The sequence below is a fragment of the Solimonas aquatica genome (assembly GCF_900111015.1).
Lineage (GTDB): Bacteria > Pseudomonadota > Gammaproteobacteria > Nevskiales > Nevskiaceae > Solimonas > Solimonas aquatica.
The window spans coordinates 17,642-37,762 of the sequence record NZ_FOFS01000007.1 but is presented as its reverse complement, the minus strand read 5'-3'; the positions used below and the strand labels follow the sequence as shown (position 1 = coordinate 37,762).

Genomic DNA, 20,121 nt, shown 5'->3' with positions numbered 1-20,121 from the left:
CGCGCGGCCTACATCATCACCATGCTGCCGCCATCGATGGTGAGGGTGTCGCCGCTATGGAAGGCGGACGCATCGCTGGCCAGATAGGCGGCGATGCCTTCGAAGTCGGCCATGTAGCCGGGGCGTGGAATGGCGTTCTTGGCCATCATGAACCTGTCCAGATCGCTGAGCTCACCCGCGCCGGTCATGCCGGTCTTGATGTAGCCCGGCGCCACGGTGTTGGCGCGGATGCCGTACTTGCCGAACTCGGCGGCCATCGAGCGCACGATGGCGCCCATCGCACCCTTGGAGCCGGCATACGAGGGCTTGCCCGGCAGGCCCTTGAACATCGACAGGCTGCCGCAGAACACCAGCGAACCGCCGCGCTCGCCGGCTTCGGCACGCTGCACCATCAGCCGCGCGCCTTCGCGCAAGGTGTAGAAGGCGCCATGCAGGCTGACGTCGATGAAGTCCAGATATTCCCGCGTGGACAGCTCCAGCATCGAGCGCGTGCGCGGCGGCGGCAGACCGGCATTGGCAATCACGCAGTCCACACGACCGGATTCCTGCAGCAGCGCGGCATAGGCGGCGATGATCTGCGGCTCGGACGCCACATCCACCTGTCGCGTGATCACGCGCACGCCGTAAGCCTCCAGCTCTTTCTTCGCGGCAGCGTTCCTCTCGGCATTGCGGGCCCAGATTTCCAGATCGCCGCCCTGCCTGGCGATGCCACGCGCAAAACCGAGCCCCAGCCCGCTGTTGCCACCGGTGATCACCGTGACCTTGCCGTGCAGATCGAACAAACCTCGTGTCATGAAGCGCTCCTTGCCTGCCGCCGGACGCGTCCCGGCGAACCGATGCGGCAGTGTCGGCCAGCGCCGCCATGCGTCTCAACCACCAAGGATGTCGAAGGCAGGCCGCAATGCCGGGACGCGGACATGCTCCGTCGATCTGATGCCGCTAGCGACAGCCGGCTTGCCTCTGGACGCAGTGCCGACGCGGATTGCCGGGACGCTGCTGTAGAGTGTCGAATGTCGGCCCAGACTGACGATTTCGGGACATACCCACTGTATGCGGCCCGCCAGCCGATGCTTAGATTGGCGCATCGCCGCAGGAGAGGAGAAGGGCAGGATGAATCAGCCCTCGACACAAAGCATGACGGTGGACGCCGCAGTGCGCGTGCCCATCGCCGATGTCGAACTGGTCCGGTTCCACATGGTGGGGCCGGCGGACAACGAGCTGCGTGCGGACGAAACCTACTGGCTGGACATGTGCCTCACGCCACGTCCGGACAATGCCCGCGCACGCTATCGCGATCACTGGAGCCCGAACCGTTTTCAGCGGCTCGGCAAGGTGTTCATGCTGCCGGCCGGCGAAGTGCTGCAGGCGCGCAGCGACGGCGGCATCTCGCAGGCCTCGCTGCTCTGCCATCTGCGGCCCGAACCGATTCGCCAGTGGTTCGATGGCGATCTGCAATGGCGCGGCCAGCGTCTGGATGCCAGCCTCGACATCGCCGACAGCAATGTGCGCGCGCTGCTGCTGCGTCTGGCCGAGGAGCTGCGCCATCCCGGATTCGCCGGCACCACCATGGTGGAGCTGATCACCGCACAACTGGCCATCGAGCTGAGCCGTTACTGCCGCAATGTCCACGAGAATCGCGACAGCGGCGGCCTGGCGGCCTGGCGCCTGCGCCTGATCGAGGAGCGCCTGCGTGAACCGCGCGAGGCGCCCAGCCTGGGCGAGCTGGCCGCGCTGTGCGGTCTCTCGGTGCGCCAGCTCACGCGTGGCTTTCGCGTCAGCCAGGGCTGCTCGATTGGCGAACACGTGGCCGTCAGCCGCGTGGCGCAGGCCAAGCAGATGCTCAGCGGCCGGCAGAGCATCAAGGCCATCGCCTATACACTCGGCTTCGCCTCGCCTTCGGCCTTCTGCTATGCGTTTCGTCGCGCCACCGGCCAGACGCCGCGCCAGTATCGCGAGCGGAGTCTGCGCGTGACGCTGCAATAGGCAGCGTCGCAGGGCCGGCCCGCAACACTCTGGCCGGCGCTCGTCGTCAATTCGCGTTGCCAAGGCTGCGAACGGCGGTCGAAGATGAGCGCCGCATTGACCAGACCAAGATCCAAGGCCATGAGCAGCCAGCCCCTGATTGCCGCGCAACTCATCGAACAGGCGCAGCGCGACACCGGTTTGTCACGCTTCGACAGCGACAGCTTCCGCGAAGGTCTCGAGGTGCTGATCCGCGACCTCAACCGCAACGAACGTCCCGAGCCGGCCACCGAGCGCATCAAGTCCGGCATCGTCGCGGCGCTGGCCAGCCGCCTGAAGAGCACTGCCTATCTCGACCAGCATCCGCAGCTGCTGCAGCGGCCGGTGCCGCGTCCGGTGTTCGTGTTCGGTGTGCCACGCACCGGCACCACGCTGCTGTCCAATCTGCTGGCCGCCGATCCGGCGCGCCGCTCGCCGCTGAGCTGGGAGATCGACGATCCGGTACCGCCGCCCACCAGCGCCAAGCTGTACAGCGATCCGCGCGCGCTGGCGCGTCTGGAGATGGAACGCAAGATGCTCGCGGCGCGGCCGGAGATGGGCAAGTACTACCGCAACTCGGCGATCTATCCCAACGAGTGCATGTTCTTCATCAACAGCGACTTCAAGGCTCTGATCTGGGAGTCGCGCGGCAAGCTGCGCGAGTATCGCGACTGGCTGTTCCAGGCCGATCTCACTTCCACCTACCAGTACCACAAGCGCTTCCTGCAGCTGCTGCAGGCCGAGGCGCCGGGCGTGTGGAACCTGAAGCAGCCTTCGCATGCGCTGTGGCTGGAAACCCTGCTCAAGGTGTATCCGGACGCGCGCCTGGTCTGGACGCATCGTGATCCGCTCACTGCCACCGGCTCTTTCTGCAGCCTCATCTCGCTTTCGCATCAGGCCTTCATGGGTCGCGTCGATACGCAGTGGCTGGGCGAGAACTGCTCGTACCAGGCCGTGCTGCACGCCGAACGCATCATGGATGCACGCGAGCGGCTGGGCGAGGACCGCGTCATCGACGTGCACTACGCAGATCTGATGCGCAGACCGCTGGAGACCATGCGCCAGCTCTACCAGGCGCTGGGCGATGCCTTCACGCCGCAGGCCGAGGCCAGCATGAAGGCCTGGCTCGACGACAATCCGCAGGACAAGTTCGGCCGTCACGAATACAAGCTCGCGCAATATGGCCTGACGCCGGACGGCCTGCGTGGACGTTTCGAGCGTTACCTGTCGCGCTACGCGGTGGAAAGCGAAGGCTGATCGCCGCGCCAGAAGCGGGACGCGGCCCTCGCGGCAGGCAGGCGGGCTGCGTCTTTGCGTTGCTTGCGCCTTTGCGTGATTCTTGAAACCCTGCCATCAGGTTCTGATCCGGAGACCGCAGCGTGAGACAAGGCTTCACCGGCAAGATCATTCTCATCACCGGCGCCGGCGGCGGGCTGGGTCTGGCAATGGCGCAGCGTCTGGCCTCGGAAGGCGCCGAGCTGATTCTCAGCGATGTGAACGGCGAGCGGCTGCAGGCCAGCGCGCAAACCCTGCTGGAGCAGCAGGTCTGCTGCCGCACGGTGGTGGCGGACCTGGCGCAGGAGAGCGGCATCGCCGCCTTGGCGGACAGCGTCTGCGCCGACGCAGCGCCGCTGCACGGCCTGATCAACAACGCCGGCCTGGCTTATGGGGAGGTGGCGCATCGCTTCACCGGTCTGGGCCTGGCCAAGTGGCAGCACTTCCTCACCGTCAACAGCCTCGCGCCCCTGCTGCTGGCCGAGGCGCTGCGCCCGGCACTGGCGCGTGCACGCGGCGCGATCGTCAACATCAGCTCCATGGCCAGTTATGCGCCGGCCACGGCTTATGGCGTCAGCAAGGCCACACTCAACGCGCTCAATTACGGCATGGCCAATGCATTCGCCGCCGAGGGCATCCGCGTCAATGCCATCGCGCCCGGCATCATGGCCACGCCGGCTTCAAAGGGCAGCCTGCCCGCGGAAACCTATGCACGCGTGCAGGCCCAGCAACTGCTGCCCCTGCACGGTGAAGCCAGCGACATCGCGGCTCTGGCCGCGTTCCTGCTCAGCGAGGAAGCGCGCTTCATCACCAATGAGCTGATCAGCTGCGACGCCGGCAACCGCATGCGCGGCTGGCGGCTCTGAGCGGACTTCAGGGCACGCGCCGCGGCTGCAGCTTGATGTTGCCGAACAGCGGCCCGCGCCTGGCCGTGTCCAGCAGCTCATGCGGAAAGCCCGGCTCGATGCGGCTGACCTCCTGCAGGGCGCTCAGGGTTTCGGCGTCCAGCGATACGCGCAGCGCGGCGAGATTGTCCTGCAACTGCGCCAGAGTGCGCACACCCAGGATCGGCGAGACCACGGCGGGATGGTGCAGGGTCCAGGCCAGCGCCAGCTGCGAGGCCGTGCAGCCCAGCGCAGCGGCGCGTGCCTGCACCACGGCGGCGATGCGCAGATTGCGTTCGCTCAGCCGTCCGGTGGCGAGATTGATCGCCTGTCGTGAACCGGATTCGGCACTGGCACGGTTCAGATCCCTTGCGCCGTACTTGCCGGACAGCACGCCGCCGGCCAGCGGCGACCAGGGCAGCACGCCCAGCCCCATTTCCTGCGCCATCGGCAGCAGCTCGCGCTCCACCGTGCGCTCGGTGAGGTTGTAGGGAATCTGCAGCGCCGCAAAGCTGGACCAGCCGCGCAGCTCGGCGATGGCCTGCATGCGCGAGGCCTGCCAGGCCGGCGTATCGGACAGGCCGATGTAGAGCACCTTGCCGGCGCGCACCAGATCATCGAAGGCACGCAGGATTTCCTCCACCGGCGTGCAGCCATCCCACATGTGCAGATAGAACAGATCGAGATAATCGGTGTTCAGGCGCCGCAGGCTGTCTTCCACCGAGCGCAGCATGTTCTTGCGCTGATTGCCGCTGGCGTTGGCGTCGCCGGGACTCATGCTCAGCGAATACTTGCTGGCCAGCACGTAGCGCTGCCGCTGCGCGCCCAGCAAGCGGCCGAGCAGGCGTTCGGATTCACCGGCGCCGTAGAAATTCGCGGTGTCCAGGGCGTTGCCGCCGGCCTCGGTGTACGCCGCCAGCAGCTCGCGCGCCGGCGCCTCATCCACGGCCCAGCTGCCGGCAGCGGCGAAGTTCATGGTGCCCAGGGCCAGCGGCGAGACGCGCAGACCCGAACGGCCCAGCAGGCGGTAGTCATCCAGTTGCATGCGGGCTCCGCACTTTTGATCTGCGCGGCACTCTAGCAGGGCAGGACGCAGGCGCCGTGATCCGCGCTTGCCTGTCGCGGTGATCAGGCTTGGCTTTCTTGCAGATCTGGAAACCACACGCGAAACAAACCGCCGCGCGGCCCTGGGTTACAGTCTGGCGCACTGCAGATCATCGAGGAATCAGGACATGAACCCCAGCGTGCTACTCGAACGCCCCGCCAGCGGCATCGCGCTGCTCAAGCTCAATCGCCCCGAGGCGCGCAATGCCCTGACCCTGGCGGCGGTGCGCGAGCTGCGCGCGCAGCTGCAAGCGCTCGAACAGGATCGCGACTGCCGTGTGCTGCTGCTCGCCGGGCAAGGGCGCGGTTTCTGCGCCGGCCTGGACCTGAAGACTTCGGTGTTCGGCGCGGAAGCCGCGCGCAATGCCACAGAGGCGATGGCGCTGCAGGAACTGTTCGCCGGCACCGTCGCGCAACTGCGCCGTCTGCCGCAGCCCATCGTCGCGGCCGTGCAAGGCGCCGCAGTGGGCGCCGGCTTTGGTCTGGCGCTGGCGGCGGACGTGCGCATCGCCGCAGCCTCGGCGAACTTTCTGGTGGGCGCGGTGAAGATCGGGCTGTCGGCCGGTGAATGCGGCATCAGCTATCACCTGCCGCGTCTGATCGGCGCCGGTCGCGCCTTTGAAATCATGCTCAGCGGCCGCGCCGTCGCGGCCGAGGAAGCGCTGAGCATCGGCCTGGTCAGCCGCTGCGTGGCCGAAGACGCGCTGTTGGACAGTGCCCTGCAGACGGCGCTGGCGATTGCTGCCAACAGCCCCTATTCGGTAAAGCACACCAAGCAGCTGATGTGGCGCAACCTCGACGCGCCCAGCCTGGAAGCGGCCCTGGAACTGGAGAACCACGTACAGACCGTGGCCATGCTCAGCGGCGACTTCAAGGAAGGGGCGCAGGCCTTCGCCGAAAAACGTCCGCCGCAGTTCAAAGGCATCTGAAGCCGCCGTGGCCCGCCGCGCCGCGCGGCGGGCGGGGCCTTCAGGGCGTGCGGCCGTGCGCCGCAAGGCGGGCTTCGGCGAACAGCGCCAGCACGATCAGACCCACAGCGCCCAGAAACTGCGCGCCGAGCAGGATGTCCTGATAGGGAAGATTGAAGGCGTTCATGCACATGTACTCCTGTAGCGGTGTTCACCGGCGGCGCGCCGTTCGCGCCTGCCTTGGGTGAAAGCTTGCCGGGGGATTCACCCGCCGGCCTTGACCTGAGTCAATAGTAATCAACAGTGTTGTCTATTATCAAGAGCGGCGCGATCCGCCGGCTGAGCCGCAGCTGAACACGCGGACAGGAATGCAGGCGCCGGCGCAGGCCGGCGGGGGTTTCTTCAGCCGGCCGGGCCGCGCAGATCGGCGATCACGGTCTTGGTACGGATGAGACCGAAGAAACTCAGCAGCAGGGTCAGCGCCGCCTGCGCCATGTCGGCGGCCTGGCCTTCGGAGCCGCGACCGCGCAGGTTCTGGAGAAAGATTTTCAGCTCGGCATGCGCCAGCTGTTCGGCCGCCTTCACATGCAGCTCGCAGACCTCGGGATAAAAGCCCAGCTCCTCGGTGAAGCCGGCGCTGCGCATATCACCCCAGAGACTGACCAGCTGCGCATCGATGCGGCTCAGATGCAGCTTGCCGCCACGGCGGAAGAGGCGGATCGCCCCCACCTTCTCCAGCGCCCGCGCATCGGTCTCGGCCCGCGGATAGCGCCCGCTGAGGCTGGACAAGGGCAGCAGGGCTTCGTCCACACCGGCGCGCGCGGCGATGAGGCTGTCCAGATGCGGGAAGGCGCTGGCGTCCGCCGGCATCACCGTGGTGTCGCCCTCCATCGCCCGCTTGATCAGATGCAGGGGCAGACGGGTTTTTTTCTGCAGGCCGCGGATCGCCTCGATGGCGCGGACGTGCTCCTCGCCGTAGTCGGCGACATTGCGCTTGGGCCGCTGCGGTTCCGGCATCAGGCCATGCTTGAGATAGATGCGGATGGTCTCGCGATTCACGCCCGTGCGCTGCTCTAGGTCCCGCATCTTCATCGTTGCCGCATCTCCGGATTGCTGTCGCCACCCCCGTTCGGGGGCGCAATCACAACCCGATTCCCAGCCCGGCGCAAGCCAGGGACGGGGACACTCGTTTTCACGTTGACAATCCACGTAATAATGCGTGTACAGTACACGCATTATTGGGATGCAGCCCAGGACCGGCACGCCGCCGCCCCCCCGGGCGGCGCGTCCCTGGCAAGTCCCAGCCGTTCATACCGAGGAGAGTCAAATGAGTGCCCCACGAATTCCCACCGAGCTGGTCGCGCCGGTTTTCAATCCCGCCACGTTCGGCGTGCGCGGCGCGGCGCATGAAATCTTCACGCGCCTGCGCCGCGACTACCCGCTGGCGATCGCCGAGGTGCCGGGCTATGACCCGCACTGGATCGTCACCCGGTACGAGGACATCCGCGAGATCACGCGCCAGGATCATCTCTTCCACAGCGCCGACCGCTCCAAGACCCTGGCTTCACAGCTGGCCGAGCAGCTGATGCGGCAGTACACCGGCGGCCTGCCGACGATCTTCAAGACGCTGGTGCACATGGATGATCCGGAGCACGCCGAGCATCGCGCGGTGACGCAGCAGCATTTCTATCCGCAGGCGATTGCCAAGTACGAGGCTCCGGTGCGCGAGACCGCGCGCCGCTACATCGAGGCCTTCCTGGCCAAGGGCCAGAACGCCGACTTCGCCACGGAACTGGCCTTTCCGTATCCGGCGGAGGTGGTGCTGAGCCTGATCGGCGTGCCGCAGAAAGATCACCAGAAGATGCTGGATCTGACGCACTGGCTGTTCACCTATGCCGATCCCGATCTCTGCCGCCCCGGCGCCAACCTCACCGACCCGGCCGAGATCATCAAGACCTGGGACATCGTGTATTCGGAGTTCAAGAACTACTACGAGCCGATCATCGCCGACCGCCAGAAGTGTCCGCGCGAGGATCTGGCCTCGGTGATCGCCAACGGCAAGGTCGGCGGCTGCCCGATGAACGAGCGCAACATGGTGAGCTATCTGGTGATTGCCTCCACCGCCGGCCACGACACCACCTCCGCGACCACCGCCACCGGCATGTGGGTGCTGGCCGAAAATCCGGACTTGCTGCGTCGCCTCAAGGCCGAGCCCGCGCTGATTCCCGGCTTCGTGGAGGAAACCATCCGCTGGACCAGTCCGGTGCAGCAGTTCGTGCGCTCCGCGACACAGGACTACGTGCTGCGCGGCCAGCAGATCCGGAAAGGCGATCTGCTGTATCTGTCCTACATCTCGGGCAACCGCGACGAAGAAGTCTTCAAGGACCCCTTCACCTTCGATCCCACGCGCTCGCCGAACCGCCACATCGGTTTCGGCTACGGCCCGCACATCTGCCTGGGCCAGCATCTGGCGCGTCTGGAAATGCGCGTGCTCTGGGAAGAGCTGCTGCCACGCCTGGAAGCGGTGGAGATGGCCGGTGAAGGGCAGATGGCGCAGTCGGAATTCGTCTGCGGGCCGAAGTCGGTGCCCATCCGTTACCGCCTCGCGCAGGGAGCGCACTGATGCGCGCGCAGCCTTATCGAAAGTACCAGTGCCTGGCCTGCGGCGAAATCTACGATGAGGCGCTGGGCCTGCCGGAATACGGCATCGCGCCCGGCACGCGCTGGGAGGATCTGCCGGACGACTGGCTGTGTCCGGCCTGCGGCGCCGACAAATCGCAGTACGCGCCGATGGCGCAATAGGGCCTGCTGACCTTCACTTTGCCCGCTGCGTTGCTGCCAGAGATCGCGCCAGGCAAGGCGCGAAACGCAGGCCTTGGTGGTGCCAAGGCCAAGTTTCGCAACGCCGCATGGCGCGATTTCTGGCGCAACCCGAAGGGACGGGGCGGTTTTGGCGCAGCGGGCAAAGTGAACGTCACACAGGCCCCAAACGGGCAAAGAAAAAGCCCCTGCCTCGCGGCAGGGGCTTCGGCCTTCGAATGCGAGGCTTCAGCGCAGGAGATTGAGCACGCGTGCGCGCGCCAGCGCTGCCGAGCGGCTGCGGGCGCCGAGCTTGCGGTAGAGGTTGTACAGATGCCACTTCACGGTCGGCACCGACAGATCCAGGCGCGCCGCCAGCTGATGATTCGACTGCCCGGTCTCGATCAGGCGCAGCAACTCGATCTCGCGCTGGATCAGCGGCTCGCTCAAGCCTTCCGGCGTGCCGATCTCTTCCTTGAGCCAGTCCTGCGAGATCGGCAGCTCACGGCAGACCGCCATGAAGAAGCGGCGATCCTCTTCGCGGGTGAAGGTCCAGTCGCGCGGCCGGCTCTCCGAGATCAGGCCGCCCAGCGCCACCGCCTGATCGCGGAACGGACGGATCAGGCCGCAGTTGGCCGCCACCGGCAGCGCCTTCAGGAAATAACGTCGTGCGCCTTCGCGATCGTTGCGCATCAGACTCAGCGAGGTCATCTGCAGCAGCAGCTCCACCAGATCGCCGCTGCGCAGCTCCGAACGCGCCGCGCGCAGCTCCTCCTCGAACAGCGGCAGCGCCTTGCCGAAAGCACACTGCGCCACCCGCAGCTGCAGCTGCGTGCCGGCGTGCAGGGCGCGATACGCCTGGCTGTAGGTGGCGCCCGGCGTGGGCGCGCGGGTGTGATCCAGCACCACGCGGTCGGCTTCCTGAATCGCTTCCTCGATGCGATTGAGGCTGAGCAGGGCGCGGATGCGATAGCAGCTGAGCATCAGCGACAGTCGCTCCGGATACGCACTGGCAATGCGGTCCAGCACCCGCGCGCGCGCCGCTTCCTCGGGCGTGCCCATCGACAGTCGCACGCCCACTTCCAGCCCGCAGGCCACCAGATCCAGCAGCCCGTGGCCATGCGCGTTGCGCATGCCCAGGGCCAGCAGCTGGCGCGCCTCGCAATCCAGACCCAGATCCAGCGAGGCCTTGGCGCCGATCAGCGCCAGGGTGCTGGCGATGGGAGCATCCAGGCCGATTTCCGGCTCCAGCGTCGTGAGCATGGCGCGCACATCGTCGCGCGCGTCGCGGCATTCGCCCATGCGGATCTTGATGTAGGCGTCGATCATGCAGATCCAGGCACTGCCATAGCAGCTGCTGGTCTGCATCACCGCCGCATGTGCGGCGCGGATGGACGCGCGCGCCTCGGCCAGACAGCCATCGTTGGCCAGCGCCAGACTCTGAATCGCTGCGGCGGTGGCATTGTGGAAGGGATCGCCATCCGGATTGTGCAGCAGCCATTGCTGGGCGCTGGCCACCGCCAGACGGTGATGATCGGAGAACATTTCCGAGCAGGCGCGGATGATCGGCAGCGAACGGCACAGCTCCTGAATCTCGCCCGACGCTCCTTCGCTGCGACAGGCGGCGCGCAGACGCTCTTCGATGGCGCGGCTCTGATGGATCGACAGGCCATGACGACGGCGGAAGCTCAGCGCCCAGAGATACCAGAACTCGGTGAGCGGCCCGACCGACAGCCCCTTGTCGCGGAAAAAATCCACCCAGTCGGTGACCGTCTTGAGATCGCCGCGGTCACGCACCAGACGTTCGGCGCAGCGCTCCAGCAGCTGCGCGGCGCGCCCCAGCTGCTCGGCCTCGACATAGGCGCGGATCGCCTCGCGCCACTGGCGCTGCGCCTCGAACCAGCCTGCGGCGGTCTGCAGAATCGCGCGCCGCCGCGCCGGCTCCAGCACGCTCTCCGACTGTCGCTGCAGAAAGCCCTGGAACAGGCGATGAAAGCGGTACTGCTGTCCGCCGGCGTCGAGCGACATGATCGGGCAACCCAGCGCACGCAGATGCACCAGACTCTGCAGCGCGCCGCTGCGCAGGCCGATGGCCGCGGACAGGTTGCCGCTGAGCCGCGGCAGCAGCGAGAGCTCCATGAGCAGCGCATGCTGCGCCTCGGACAGCGGCGCCAGCACCTTCTGCCCCATCAGCTGCGCGAGCGCCTCATCGCCGGCGGCGAACTGCTCGAGCACGGTGGACGGACACTGCCCTTCGCCCAGACGCCGCATCAGCAGACGCAGCACCGCCGGCCAGCCTTCGCTGAGCTCGGCGATGTCGAGCAGCTGCTGCTCGTCGAGCCCGGCGCAGAGCGCCTCGCCCAGCAGCGCGCGGATCTCGGCGGGATCGAAAGCCAGATCCTGCGCGCCAAGCTCGCGCAAGGTCTCGTCCAGGCGCGCCGCCACGCAGTCGATGGCCAGCTCGTAGCGGCTGGCCACCACCCAGCGCACGCTCGCCGACTGTGCGAGCAGCAGCTGCAGCAGGGCCGAGGCCTCCGGGCCGCAGCAAGGCTCGAAGCCGTCAATGAACAAGCTCAGAGCCGCACGGCGATTGCGCAAGAGCATGCACAAGCGCTCGACGCGCTGCGCCAGATGACGGCACTCGCGCGAGGATGAAACCTGCACCGCGTCGGCCTGCAGCGCGGTCTCCAGCGCCTCGATCAGATTGTCCAGCGGCGCACCCTGTTGCGCCGGCGTGATCCAGCAGGCCTGTTCGCCGCGCGCCAGCGCCTGCTCGTACCACTGCGCCAGCAGCACGGTCTTGCCGTAACCGGCCGGGGCGATCACCGTGGTCAGACGGCGCGGCTCGCCGCCGGCCGCCGGGCCCTGTGTGATCAGACGCGTCTTCACCACCGCGAAGTCCAGCTGTGGCGGCACCGCCAGCAAAGGCGGTCGCAGCCACGGCAGCGGCAGCGGCTGCGCCGGCGCCGCCAGCGTGTTGCCGCCCAGCACCCTCACCTTCTGCTGCCCGCCGCCCACCGCCTCTTCCGCACCACGCCGATAATCCACCTTGATGCGCATGACGTTTTTTCCTCCATGTTTTATTGGACGTCTTTTGGGTCCGCGTCCTAGGGCCTGTTGACACTCACTTTGTCCGCTGCGTTGCTGCCAGAAATCGCGCCAGGCAAGGCGCGAAACGCAGGCTTTGGTGGTTCCAAAGCCAAGTTTCGCAACGCCGCATGGCGCGATTTCTGGCGCAACCCGGAAGGGACGGGGCTGTTTTGGCGCAGGGCGGCGTTGGCAGCCGCTTGCTTGGAGTCACCAAGCGGCGCGTCTGCCGCCTTGCCCTGCGCCAAAACAGCCGCCGTCGCAGCGGGCAAAGTGAATGTCAACAGGCCCCAAATGCTGAAAAACCTCCTGCTTATCGATGCCCGCCGCCAGCGGCGACAGGTGACTGCATCCTGGCGCCGAGGCCCGGCCTGGCGGCTCGCAGGCCGCCGTGCCGCGGCAGAATCGGCGCGTGCCAGCACGCTTCAGGCACCCAGTGCCTGCACCATGGCGCTGGACCCGCCCAGCGACCAGCCGCCATCCACGGGCAGCAGCACGCCGGTCACGTAAGCCGCGTCCTCGGAGCACAACCACTGCACGGCCTTGGCGATCTCCTGCTTGGCGCCCCAGCGCCGCAGCGGCACCGCCTCGCGCCAGCTGCGTTCCGATTCCGGAGTCGGCGCCAGGCGACGCATGCCTTCGGTATCGGCAATGGGGCCGGGCGCAATCGAGTTGACGCGGATGCCCAGCGGCCCCCATTCCATGGCGGCGGTGCGCGTGATCTGATCGATGCCGGCCTTGGCCGCGCAGACGTGAATCTGCCCCGGCGTCGGCAGCCAGGATTGCGGAGCGCTGATGTTGACCACCGCCGCGCCGGGCTTGCGCAGATGCGCGAAGGCCGCGCGCATCACGTTGAAGCAGCCCTGCAGATCGATGTCGATCACGGTCTTGAAGCCATTGGCGGAGAGCTGCTGCGCCGGCGCCACGAAATTGCCGGCGGCGCCCGAGACCAGCACGTCGATCGCGCCCCAGCGCGCCGCGGTGTCCGCCATCGCCGCCGCCACCGCCTCATACTGACGCACATCGGCGGCATGGCCGCAGGCTTCGGCGCCGTGCTGGCGCAGCGCTGCCACCGCCGCTTCCACCTTCTCCGGCGAACGGCTCAGCACCGCCACCTTGGCGCCGGCGAGGGCGAAAGCTTCGGCGACGCCGAAATTGATGCCGCTGGTGCCGCCGGCAACGAACACCACCTTGCCTGCAAAATTCATCGCCTGTCTCCCGGGCGCCGCGCTTACATGCTGCGCGCGATCAGTTCCTTCATGATTTCGTTGGCGCCGCCGTAGATCTTCTGCACACGGGCGTCAGCGAACATGCGCGCAATCGGATACTCGTTCATGTAACCGTAGCCGCCGAAGAACTGCAGGCAGCGATCGATGATCTCGCATTGCTTGTCGGTGACCCAGTACTTGGCCATCGAGGCCGTGGCGCTGTCCAGCGTGCCGGCGAGGAACTGCGTGATGCAGTGATCCACGAACACGCGGCCGATGCGCGCCTCGGTGTGACACTCGGCCAGCGAGAAGCGGGTGTTCTGGAATTCGCCGATGGTCTTGCCGAAGGCCTTGCGCTCGCGCACGTATTCCTGCGTCAGCGCCACCGCGCGCTCGATGGTGGCCTGCGCCTGCAGCGCGATGATCAGGCGCTCGCGCGGCAGCTGCTGCATGAGCTGCACGAAGCCCTGGCCTTCGCTGCCGAGCAGGTTTTCAACCGGCACCGGCGAGTCGTCGAAGAACAGCTCGGAGGTGTCCTGCCCGTGCATGCCCACCTTGTCGAGCACCCGGCCACGGCGAAAGCCCGGCAGGTTCGCGGTCTCCACCACCAGCAGCGACACGCCCTTGCCGCCCAGCGCCGGATCGGTCTTCACCACCAGCACCAGCAGATCGGCGAGATAGCCATTGGAGATGAAGGTCTTGGCGCCCGTCACCCGGTAATGATCACCCTCGCGCAGCGCACGGGTCTTGATGCCCTGCAGATCGGAGCCGGCGCCCGGCTCGGTCATGGCGATGCCGGAAATCATCTCGCCGCTGGCCAGCCTGGGCAGCCAGCGCCGCTTCTGCGCCTCATTGCCGTAGCTGGCGATGTAATGCGCGGCAATGCCGCTGTGCACATGATTGCCGAAGCTGCTGCAGGCGATGCGGCCCTGCTCCTCGAAAATCACCGCCTCGTGCGCGAAGCTGCCGTCACCGCCGCCGTATTCGGCGGGAATGCCGGCGCAGAGCAGGCCCATCTCGCCGGCCTTGCGCCAGAACTCGCGGTCCACATGCTTCTGCTGCGCCCAGCGCGCCTCATTCGGTACGGCTTCGGCTTCAAAGAAGCGCCGCGCCGAATCGCGCAGCAGTTCGAGTTCCTGCGTCATCCACGGCGAACGATAAGCAAGCTGAGTCATGGGCAAGACTTGGTCCTGAAATTTGGAAGAGATTGGCGGCGCTATTGGCATGCGCCTTCTAGTGCCCGTTACCGCGATGGCAATCGCTGCGACTGTCCATCGTGTCAACCGGCCATAATAGGTCACCTGACCTAGCCGGCGCCTGCAGCCTGCCGGCTGGGTTTCATCTTGCCCAAGTTCATCAGCGAATCCCCGGACTAAAGGATGGGCGCCACCGGCGCCGGACCTCAGGGTTCTGTGGCCAGGCGGATGAAACTCTGGCGCGCCGCCGCCGCCAGACGCTGTGCCTCGGCCGGATGCACACCGCGCAGCGCCACGCGCATCATCACCCCTTCCAGCTGCGCCGCGATCAGGGCCGCGCGCTGTTCGTATTCCTTGTCGCTGATCGCTTCGTTCAGGCCACGGATCAGGCGATAGAGCGTGCGCCGCTCGCGGTTCTGCATGTCCTTGACGATGCGCGCCGCATAGGCGTGGCGGTTGGCCAGCGCCCAGATTTCGACGAACACCCCGCGCGTCAGCGGCGCGCGGATCACATCGATCAGCACATCGACAGCAGCCGCGAACTGCTCCAGCCGCGAGGCGCCGGCCATCTCGCCGGTGATGCGGTCGATGGCCGCCTGATACGACTCCAGGGTGTAGACCAGCAGCGCCTCCAGCAGCGCTTCCTTGCTGCGGTAGTAGTGCTGCACGGTGCTGAGACTGACCCCGACGCGCGCCGCGACGCTGCGCATGGACAGCGCCGCAAAGCCTTCGCTGGCGAAGATATCGCGCGCCGCATCGAGAATCGCGCGCGCTCGCTCCAGGCCTTTGTCGGTGGTTTCGGAATTCTTCTTGGCTAGCGACTGGCGCAGGGTGCGCGCCGAGACCTGCCGCTTCTGCATGGCGTCCATCGCGGCAGTATCGGCAGCGTTGACAAACCGGTCAAGTGACCGATAACCTAACAACTAGGTCGCATGACCTATTCCCGTTTCGCAAATTCCGCCCGTTTCCAAGGAGCTTCGCAATGGCGCGCAAGGTGTACGTTTCCGGTGTCGGCATGATTCCCTTCACCAAGCCCGGCGCCAGCGCCCCCTATCACGAGATGGGCGCCAGCGCCGGACGCCAGGCACTGGCCGATGCCGGTCTGTCCTATGCCGATCTGCAGCAGGCTTATGTGGGTTATGTCTACGGCGATTCCACCGCCGGCCAGAAGGCGGTGTACCAGATCGGCATGACCGGCATTCCGGTCGTCAACGTCAACAACAACTGCTCGACCGGCTCCACCGCGCTGTTTCTCGCGCGTCAGGCCATCGCCAGCGGCGTCGCCGACTGCGTGCTGGCGCTGGGTTTCGAGCAGATGAATCCCGGGGCCCTGGGTTCGGTGTTCAAGGACCGCCCCAGCCCCTTCGATGATTTCGACCGCGAGACCGATGCCCTGGTCGGCATGCCCGAGGTGCCGCTGGCGCTGCGCTATTTCGGTGGCGCGGGTCTCAGCCACATGAAGAAGTACGGCACGCCGCTGGAAACCTTCGCCAAGATCCGCGCCAAGGCCAGCCGTCACGCCGCCAACAATCCCCTGGCGCTGTTTCGCAATGTGATCAGTGCCGAGGACGTGCTGAACGCGCCGGTGATGTGGCCGGGCGTGATGACGCGCCTGATGGCCTGTCCGCCCACCTGCGGCGCGGCAGCGGCGGTGCTGGTCTCCGAAGACTTCGCCAAGGCCCGCGGCCTCAACACCAAGGTCCACATCGCCGCGCAGGCCATGACCACGGATTTTTGCAGCACCTTCGAAGCCCACGACATGATGCAGCTGGTGGGTTACGACATGGCCAAGGCAGCCGCGCAGCAGGTCTACCAGGAAGCCGGCATCGGCCCCGAGGACCTCGATGTGGTGGAACTGCATGACTGCTTCGCGCACAACGAGCTGATCACGTATGAAGCCCTGGGCCTGTGCCCGGAAGGCGGCGCGCAGAAGTTCGTCGACGAGGGCGGCAACACCTACGGCGGCAAGGTGGTCACCAATCCCTCCGGCGGCCTGCTGTCCAAGGGCCATCCGCTCGGCGCCACCGGCCTGGCGCAGTGCTATGAGCTGACCCACCAGCTGCGCGGCAGCGCCGAGCAGCGTCAGGTGGAAGGCGCGCGCACCGCACTGCAGCACAACCTGGGTCTGGGCGGCGCCTGCGTGGTCACGCTCTACCAGTCGGCCTGAGCGCAGCGCCATGCTCGACAAAGCCCATATCGGCCTGAGCCTGCCCGCGCACACGGTGGAAGTGGAGAAAGGCCGGCTGCGCTTCTTCGCCAAGGCCATCGGCGAAACCCGGGCGATCTATCTCGACGAGTCGGCCGCGCAAGCGGCCGGCTATCGTTCCCTGCCGGTGCCGCCCACCTTCCTTTTCAGCCTGGATCTCGAACAGGCGGAGCCTTTCGCCTGGTTCGGGACGGTGGGCCTGAGCCTGCCGCGCATCCTGCACGGCGAACAGTCCTTCGTTTATCACGCACCGGCCTGTGCCGGCGACGTGCTGAGCTTCCATTCGCAGATCGCCGACATCTACGACAAGAAAAACGGCCTGCTGGAATTCGTGGTCAAGCAGACCCGCGTCAGCGACCAGCATGGCCGCCACATCGCCGATCTGCGCAGCGTCATCGTGCAGCGCAATAGCTAAAGAGAACATCATGACCGCTACCGAGATTCACATCGGCCTGCAGCTGCCGGCGCTGGAGTTGCCGCCGATCACGCGCACCACCCTGGCGCTGTTCGCCGGTGCTTCCGGCGATCACAACCCGATTCACATCGACATCGACTTCGCGCGCAAGGCCGGCATGGCCGATGTCTTCGCGCACGGCATGCTGGTGATGGCTTATCTGGGCCGGCTGCTCAGCAACTGGCTGCCGCAACCACGGCTGCGCGCCTTCAACGCGCGCTTCGCCGGCATCACCCATCTGGGCCACCGCATCCGCTGCGGCGGCACGGTGACGGAAATCCTCGAACGTGACGGCGAACGCCTGGCGCGCATCGAGTTGCAGGCCGTCAATCAGTACGGCGAAAGCAAGATTCTCGGCGACGCACTGGTCGCCATTTAACGGCGTGCTGAAAAACGAAGTGTTCGGCACGCTGTGCTTGGCACAGGGAGGTGCCAACGGCCATCCGGCGCGCCAGCGCTGGATGGCCGGGAGCGCAGGAAAACCACGCTTTTCCGTAGCGACCTGAAAAACGCCAGGGACGGCGTTTTTCAACAAGCTGTTAAACCCCGCAAAGACGACAGAGACAGGACATGGCAAAGCTGGACGGCAAGGTGGCACTGGTTTCAGGTTCCGGGCGCGGCATCGGTCGCGCCATCGCGCTCAAGCTCGCCAGCGAAGGCGCGCGGCTGGTGATCAATGATCTGGACGCCGAACCGGCGCAGGCGGTGGTGGAAGAGATCCGCGCGGCCGGCGGCGAGGCGGTGGCCTGCATCGGCAGCGTCACCGCGCCGGACTTCGCCGAGCGCTTCGTCAAGACCGCCACCGACAGCTATCGCGGCCTGGACATCATCATCAACAACGCCGGCTACACCTGGGACAGCGTGATCCAGAAAATGACCGACGAGCAGTGGTACGCGATTCTCGATGTGCATCTCACCGCGCCGTTTCGCATCCTGCGCGCCGCGCAGCCGGTGATCCGCGCGCTGAACAAGGCCGAGAGCGAGGCCGGGCGCATCGTGCACCGCAAGGTGGTCAACATCTCCTCGGTGGCGGGCCTGGGCGGCAATGCCGGGCAGGCCAACTATTCCACGGCCAAGGCCGGCATCGTCGGCATGACCATGACCCTGGCCAAGGAATGGGGCCGCATGAAGGTCAACGTCAACTGCGTGGCCTTCGGCTTCATCAGCACCCGCCTCACCGAGGCCACCGCCGACAGCAATGCCACGGTGAACATCGAGGGCCGCAGCATCAAGGTCGGCGTGAACCCGGAGCTGGCCAAGGCCCTGGAGCGCAACATCCCCCTGGGCCGCAGCGGCACGCCGGACGAGGCCGCCGGCGCGGTGTATCTGCTGTGCACCCCGGAAGCGGACTACATCAGCGGTCAGACCATCGTTTGCGGTGGCGGCATCACGCTATAAGAATGGCGTCTGTCGCACCATAACGAGGAGAAAGCGATGTATCTGACACAAGGGCTGCACCGCGCGCTGCAGCAGAAGCCCGAGGCCCTGGCCACCGTCTGCGGCACGCGCCGCCACAGCTTCGCGCAGCTGGCCTCGCGCGTGGCGCGTCTGGCCGGAGGACTGCAGGGCCTGGGCGTGAAGACCGGTGACCGCGTCGCCATTCTCTCGCCCAATTCCGACCGCTACCTGGAATATTTCCTCGCCGTGTACTGGGCGGGCGCGGTGGTGAATCCGGTCAACACCCGCTGGAGTGCCGCGGAAATCGCCTACTCGCTGGAGGACAGCGACAACCGCCTGCTGCTGCTGGGCGATCCCTTCGTAGCGATGGCGCCGGAACTGCGCCGGCTGGCGCCGGGCCTGCGCGAGCTGATCTATTGTGGCGACGAGGCCACACCGGCCGGCATGCGGTCCTACGAGGCACTGATCGAACAGTCGGCGCCGGTGGCCGACGCCCGTCGCAATGGCGATGACCTGGCCGGCGTGTTCTACACCGGCGGCACCACCGGCTTTCCCAAGGGCGTGATGCTCAGTCAGCGCGCCCTTTACGTGAACGCGCTGACCTTGCTGAGCGAAGGCCTGATCAAGGACCGCTGCGTGGGCCTGCATGCCGCACCGATGTTCCACATCGCCGACTGCGCCTTCATGAACGCGCTGCTGGCCAGCGGTTCGCGGCATGTGTTCATTCCCTCCTTCACCCCGCAGGCGACGCTGGAGACCATCGACCGCGAGCAGGTCAGCGCCGCGCTGCTGGTGCCGACCATGATCCAGATGATGATCGACTCGCCGCAGATCGATCAGTACCTGCTCAGCAGCCTGCGCAGCCTCATGTACGGCGCCTCGCCGATCAGCGAGGCGCTGCTCGAACGCGCCATGGCACGACTGCCGGGCGTGGAGTTCGTGCAGGCTTATGGCATGACCGAGCTGGCGCCGGTGGCCACGGTGCTGCCGCCCTGGTACCACAGCGAGCAGGGCCGGCCGGCCGGCAAGCTGCGTTCGGCCGGTCGCGCCACCTTCTGCACCGAGGTGCGCATCGTCGATCCCGAAGACGACCGCGAACTGCCGCGTGGCGAGGTCGGCGAGATCATCGTGTGCAGTCCCAGCGTCATGCAGGGCTACTGGAAGAAGGAAAAGGAAACCGCGGCGGCGCTGCGCGGCGGCTGGATGCACACCGGCGACATGGGCTACATGGACAGCGAGGGCTTCGTGTTCGTGGTGGACCGCCTGAAGGACATGATCGTCACCGGCGGCGAGAACGTGTATTCGGTGGAAGTGGAAAACGCCCTGGTCCGACATCCGGCGCTGGCCACCTGCGCGGTGATCGGCATCCCCGATCCGCGCTGGGGCGAGGCGGTGCACGCGGTGGTGGTGCTCAAGGCCGGCGCCAGCGTCAGCGAGGATGAGCTGCGCGCGCACTGCCACACGCTGATCGCCAACTACAAATGCCCGCGCAGCTTCCAGTTCGTCGAGGCGCTGCCGCTGTCGGGCGCCGGCAAGGTCCTGAAGAACAAGCTGCGCGAGCCGTTCTGGCAGCAACACAGCCGCCGCGTGTCCTGAAGCGC

19 protein-coding genes are annotated in these 20,121 nt (G+C 66.6%); 11 read left to right on the top strand and 8 right to left on the bottom strand.

Annotated features, from left to right (window positions below; translation table 11 throughout):
* Positions 1–8: 8 nt before the first annotated feature.
* Positions 9–794 carry an SDR family NAD(P)-dependent oxidoreductase gene (locus BMY12_RS09700; protein ID WP_093285228.1) on the bottom strand — a complete coding sequence of 262 codons (786 nt, stop codon included), beginning with the start codon at positions 792–794 and terminating at the stop codon, positions 9–11.
* 316 nt (positions 795–1,110) lie between these two features.
* Here BMY12_RS09700 and BMY12_RS09695 point away from each other — a divergent pair, with 316 nt between their 5' ends.
* The 3 genes from BMY12_RS09695 to BMY12_RS09685 all read left to right on the top strand — a co-directional run bounded on the left by BMY12_RS09695 (position 1,111) and on the right by BMY12_RS09685 (position 4,142).
* Positions 1,111–1,983, top strand: a complete 873-nt coding sequence (locus BMY12_RS09695; RefSeq protein ID WP_093285225.1) for a helix-turn-helix transcriptional regulator — start codon at positions 1,111–1,113, stop codon at positions 1,981–1,983.
* A 120-nt stretch (positions 1,984–2,103) separates the two neighbouring features.
* Positions 2,104–3,258: a sulfotransferase family protein gene (locus tag BMY12_RS09690; RefSeq protein ID WP_093285223.1), complete on the top strand. Its 1,155-nt coding sequence runs from the start codon at positions 2,104–2,106 to the stop codon at positions 3,256–3,258.
* Between the two features lie 122 nt (positions 3,259–3,380).
* Positions 3,381–4,142, top strand: a complete 762-nt coding sequence (locus BMY12_RS09685; protein WP_093285220.1) for an SDR family NAD(P)-dependent oxidoreductase — start codon at positions 3,381–3,383, stop codon at positions 4,140–4,142.
* A gap of 7 nt (positions 4,143–4,149) precedes the next feature.
* On the opposite strand, the gene BMY12_RS09680 is transcribed toward BMY12_RS09685, so the two are convergent.
* Positions 4,150–5,205 (bottom strand): aldo/keto reductase, encoded by a 1,056-nt coding sequence (locus BMY12_RS09680; RefSeq protein ID WP_093285217.1) that lies wholly within the window; start codon positions 5,203–5,205, stop codon positions 4,150–4,152.
* Positions 5,206–5,392: 187 nt separating this feature from the next.
* Here BMY12_RS09680 and BMY12_RS09675 point away from each other — a divergent pair, with 187 nt between their 5' ends.
* Complete coding sequence (locus BMY12_RS09675; protein ID WP_093285215.1) at positions 5,393–6,193, top strand: enoyl-CoA hydratase/isomerase family protein; 801 nt, start codon at positions 5,393–5,395, stop codon at positions 6,191–6,193.
* 40 nt (positions 6,194–6,233) lie between these two features.
* On the opposite strand, the gene BMY12_RS20820 is transcribed toward BMY12_RS09675, so the two are convergent.
* Both BMY12_RS20820 and BMY12_RS09670 read right to left on the bottom strand, forming a co-directional pair.
* Complete coding sequence (locus tag BMY12_RS20820) at positions 6,234–6,359, bottom strand: hypothetical protein (RefSeq protein WP_281242414.1); 126 nt, start codon at positions 6,357–6,359, stop codon at positions 6,234–6,236.
* Between the two features lie 215 nt (positions 6,360–6,574).
* Positions 6,575–7,264 (bottom strand): MerR family transcriptional regulator, encoded by a 690-nt coding sequence (locus BMY12_RS09670; RefSeq protein ID WP_177188928.1) that lies wholly within the window; start codon positions 7,262–7,264, stop codon positions 6,575–6,577.
* Positions 7,265–7,499: 235 nt separating this feature from the next.
* Between BMY12_RS09670 and BMY12_RS09665 the strand changes: the two genes are divergently transcribed.
* The gene (locus tag BMY12_RS09665; RefSeq protein WP_177188927.1) at positions 7,500–8,795 is read left to right on the top strand and encodes a cytochrome P450; all 1,296 of its coding nucleotides are present in this window, start codon (positions 7,500–7,502) and stop codon (positions 8,793–8,795) included.
* Positions 8,795–8,974 carry a rubredoxin gene (locus BMY12_RS09660; RefSeq protein ID WP_093285206.1) on the top strand — a complete coding sequence of 60 codons (180 nt, stop codon included), beginning with the start codon at positions 8,795–8,797 and terminating at the stop codon, positions 8,972–8,974. The genes BMY12_RS09665 and BMY12_RS09660 overlap by 1 nt, the downstream gene beginning before the upstream one ends.
* Before the next feature lie 246 nt (positions 8,975–9,220).
* On the opposite strand, the gene BMY12_RS09655 is transcribed toward BMY12_RS09660, so the two are convergent.
* From BMY12_RS09655 to BMY12_RS09640, 4 genes are all read right to left on the bottom strand, one after another.
* On the bottom strand, positions 9,221–12,031 hold the full coding sequence (locus BMY12_RS09655; RefSeq protein WP_093285203.1) for a LuxR C-terminal-related transcriptional regulator: 2,811 nt from the start codon (positions 12,029–12,031) through the stop codon (positions 9,221–9,223).
* Between the two features lie 452 nt (positions 12,032–12,483).
* Positions 12,484–13,266, bottom strand: a complete 783-nt coding sequence (locus BMY12_RS09650; RefSeq protein WP_093285200.1) for an SDR family oxidoreductase — start codon at positions 13,264–13,266, stop codon at positions 12,484–12,486.
* Positions 13,267–13,289: 23 nt separating this feature from the next.
* Positions 13,290–14,441, bottom strand: a complete 1,152-nt coding sequence (locus tag BMY12_RS09645; RefSeq protein ID WP_093285198.1) for an acyl-CoA dehydrogenase family protein — start codon at positions 14,439–14,441, stop codon at positions 13,290–13,292.
* A gap of 227 nt (positions 14,442–14,668) precedes the next feature.
* On the bottom strand, positions 14,669–15,331 hold the full coding sequence (locus tag BMY12_RS09640) for a TetR/AcrR family transcriptional regulator (protein ID WP_218140151.1): 663 nt from the start codon (positions 15,329–15,331) through the stop codon (positions 14,669–14,671).
* 113 nt (positions 15,332–15,444) lie between these two features.
* Between BMY12_RS09640 and BMY12_RS09635 the strand changes: the two genes are divergently transcribed.
* From BMY12_RS09635 to BMY12_RS09615, 5 genes are all read left to right on the top strand, one after another.
* A complete protein-coding gene (locus tag BMY12_RS09635) occupies positions 15,445–16,629 on the top strand; it encodes a lipid-transfer protein (protein ID WP_093285195.1) in 1,185 nt (394 codons plus the stop codon).
* 10 nt (positions 16,630–16,639) lie between these two features.
* Positions 16,640–17,083, top strand: coding sequence for a MaoC family dehydratase N-terminal domain-containing protein (locus BMY12_RS09630; protein ID WP_093285192.1), 444 nt, complete (start codon positions 16,640–16,642; stop codon positions 17,081–17,083).
* Between the two features lie 10 nt (positions 17,084–17,093).
* Positions 17,094–17,501, top strand: coding sequence for a MaoC family dehydratase (locus BMY12_RS09625; protein WP_093285189.1), 408 nt, complete (start codon positions 17,094–17,096; stop codon positions 17,499–17,501).
* Positions 17,502–17,692: 191 nt separating this feature from the next.
* Entirely contained in the window at positions 17,693–18,520 is an 828-nt protein-coding gene (locus BMY12_RS09620; RefSeq protein WP_093285186.1) for an SDR family NAD(P)-dependent oxidoreductase, read from the top strand.
* 36 nt (positions 18,521–18,556) lie between these two features.
* The gene (locus BMY12_RS09615) at positions 18,557–20,116 is read left to right on the top strand and encodes an acyl-CoA synthetase (RefSeq protein WP_093285184.1); all 1,560 of its coding nucleotides are present in this window, start codon (positions 18,557–18,559) and stop codon (positions 20,114–20,116) included.
* Positions 20,117–20,121: the final 5 nt, after the last annotated feature.

Coding starts and splice junctions, on each gene's coding strand:
- BMY12_RS09645 (WP_093285198.1), bottom strand. CDS start 14,441: ATGACTCAGCTTGCTTATCGTTCGCCGTGGATGACGCAGGAACTCGAA.
- BMY12_RS09660 (WP_093285206.1), top strand. CDS start 8,795: ATGCGCGCGCAGCCTTATCGAAAGTACCAGTGCCTGGCCTGCGGCGAA.
- BMY12_RS09695 (WP_093285225.1), top strand. CDS start 1,111: ATGAATCAGCCCTCGACACAAAGCATGACGGTGGACGCCGCAGTGCGC.
- BMY12_RS09680 (WP_093285217.1), bottom strand. CDS start 5,205: ATGCAACTGGATGACTACCGCCTGCTGGGCCGTTCGGGTCTGCGCGTC.
- BMY12_RS09670 (WP_177188928.1), bottom strand. CDS start 7,264: ATGAAGATGCGGGACCTAGAGCAGCGCACGGGCGTGAATCGCGAGACC.
- BMY12_RS20820 (WP_281242414.1), bottom strand. CDS start 6,359: ATGAACGCCTTCAATCTTCCCTATCAGGACATCCTGCTCGGCGCGCAG.
- BMY12_RS09625 (WP_093285189.1), top strand. CDS start 17,094: ATGACCGCTACCGAGATTCACATCGGCCTGCAGCTGCCGGCGCTGGAG.
- BMY12_RS09620 (WP_093285186.1), top strand. CDS start 17,693: ATGGCAAAGCTGGACGGCAAGGTGGCACTGGTTTCAGGTTCCGGGCGC.
- BMY12_RS09665 (WP_177188927.1), top strand. CDS start 7,500: ATGAGTGCCCCACGAATTCCCACCGAGCTGGTCGCGCCGGTTTTCAAT.
- BMY12_RS09690 (WP_093285223.1), top strand. CDS start 2,104: ATGAGCAGCCAGCCCCTGATTGCCGCGCAACTCATCGAACAGGCGCAG.
- BMY12_RS09650 (WP_093285200.1), bottom strand. CDS start 13,266: ATGAATTTTGCAGGCAAGGTGGTGTTCGTTGCCGGCGGCACCAGCGGC.
- BMY12_RS09640 (WP_218140151.1), bottom strand. CDS start 15,331: ATGGACGCCATGCAGAAGCGGCAGGTCTCGGCGCGCACCCTGCGCCAG.
- BMY12_RS09675 (WP_093285215.1), top strand. CDS start 5,393: ATGAACCCCAGCGTGCTACTCGAACGCCCCGCCAGCGGCATCGCGCTG.
- BMY12_RS09630 (WP_093285192.1), top strand. CDS start 16,640: ATGCTCGACAAAGCCCATATCGGCCTGAGCCTGCCCGCGCACACGGTG.
- BMY12_RS09655 (WP_093285203.1), bottom strand. CDS start 12,031: ATGCGCATCAAGGTGGATTATCGGCGTGGTGCGGAAGAGGCGGTGGGC.
- BMY12_RS09635 (WP_093285195.1), top strand. CDS start 15,445: ATGGCGCGCAAGGTGTACGTTTCCGGTGTCGGCATGATTCCCTTCACC.
- BMY12_RS09615 (WP_093285184.1), top strand. CDS start 18,557: ATGTATCTGACACAAGGGCTGCACCGCGCGCTGCAGCAGAAGCCCGAG.
- BMY12_RS09700 (WP_093285228.1), bottom strand. CDS start 794: ATGACACGAGGTTTGTTCGATCTGCACGGCAAGGTCACGGTGATCACC.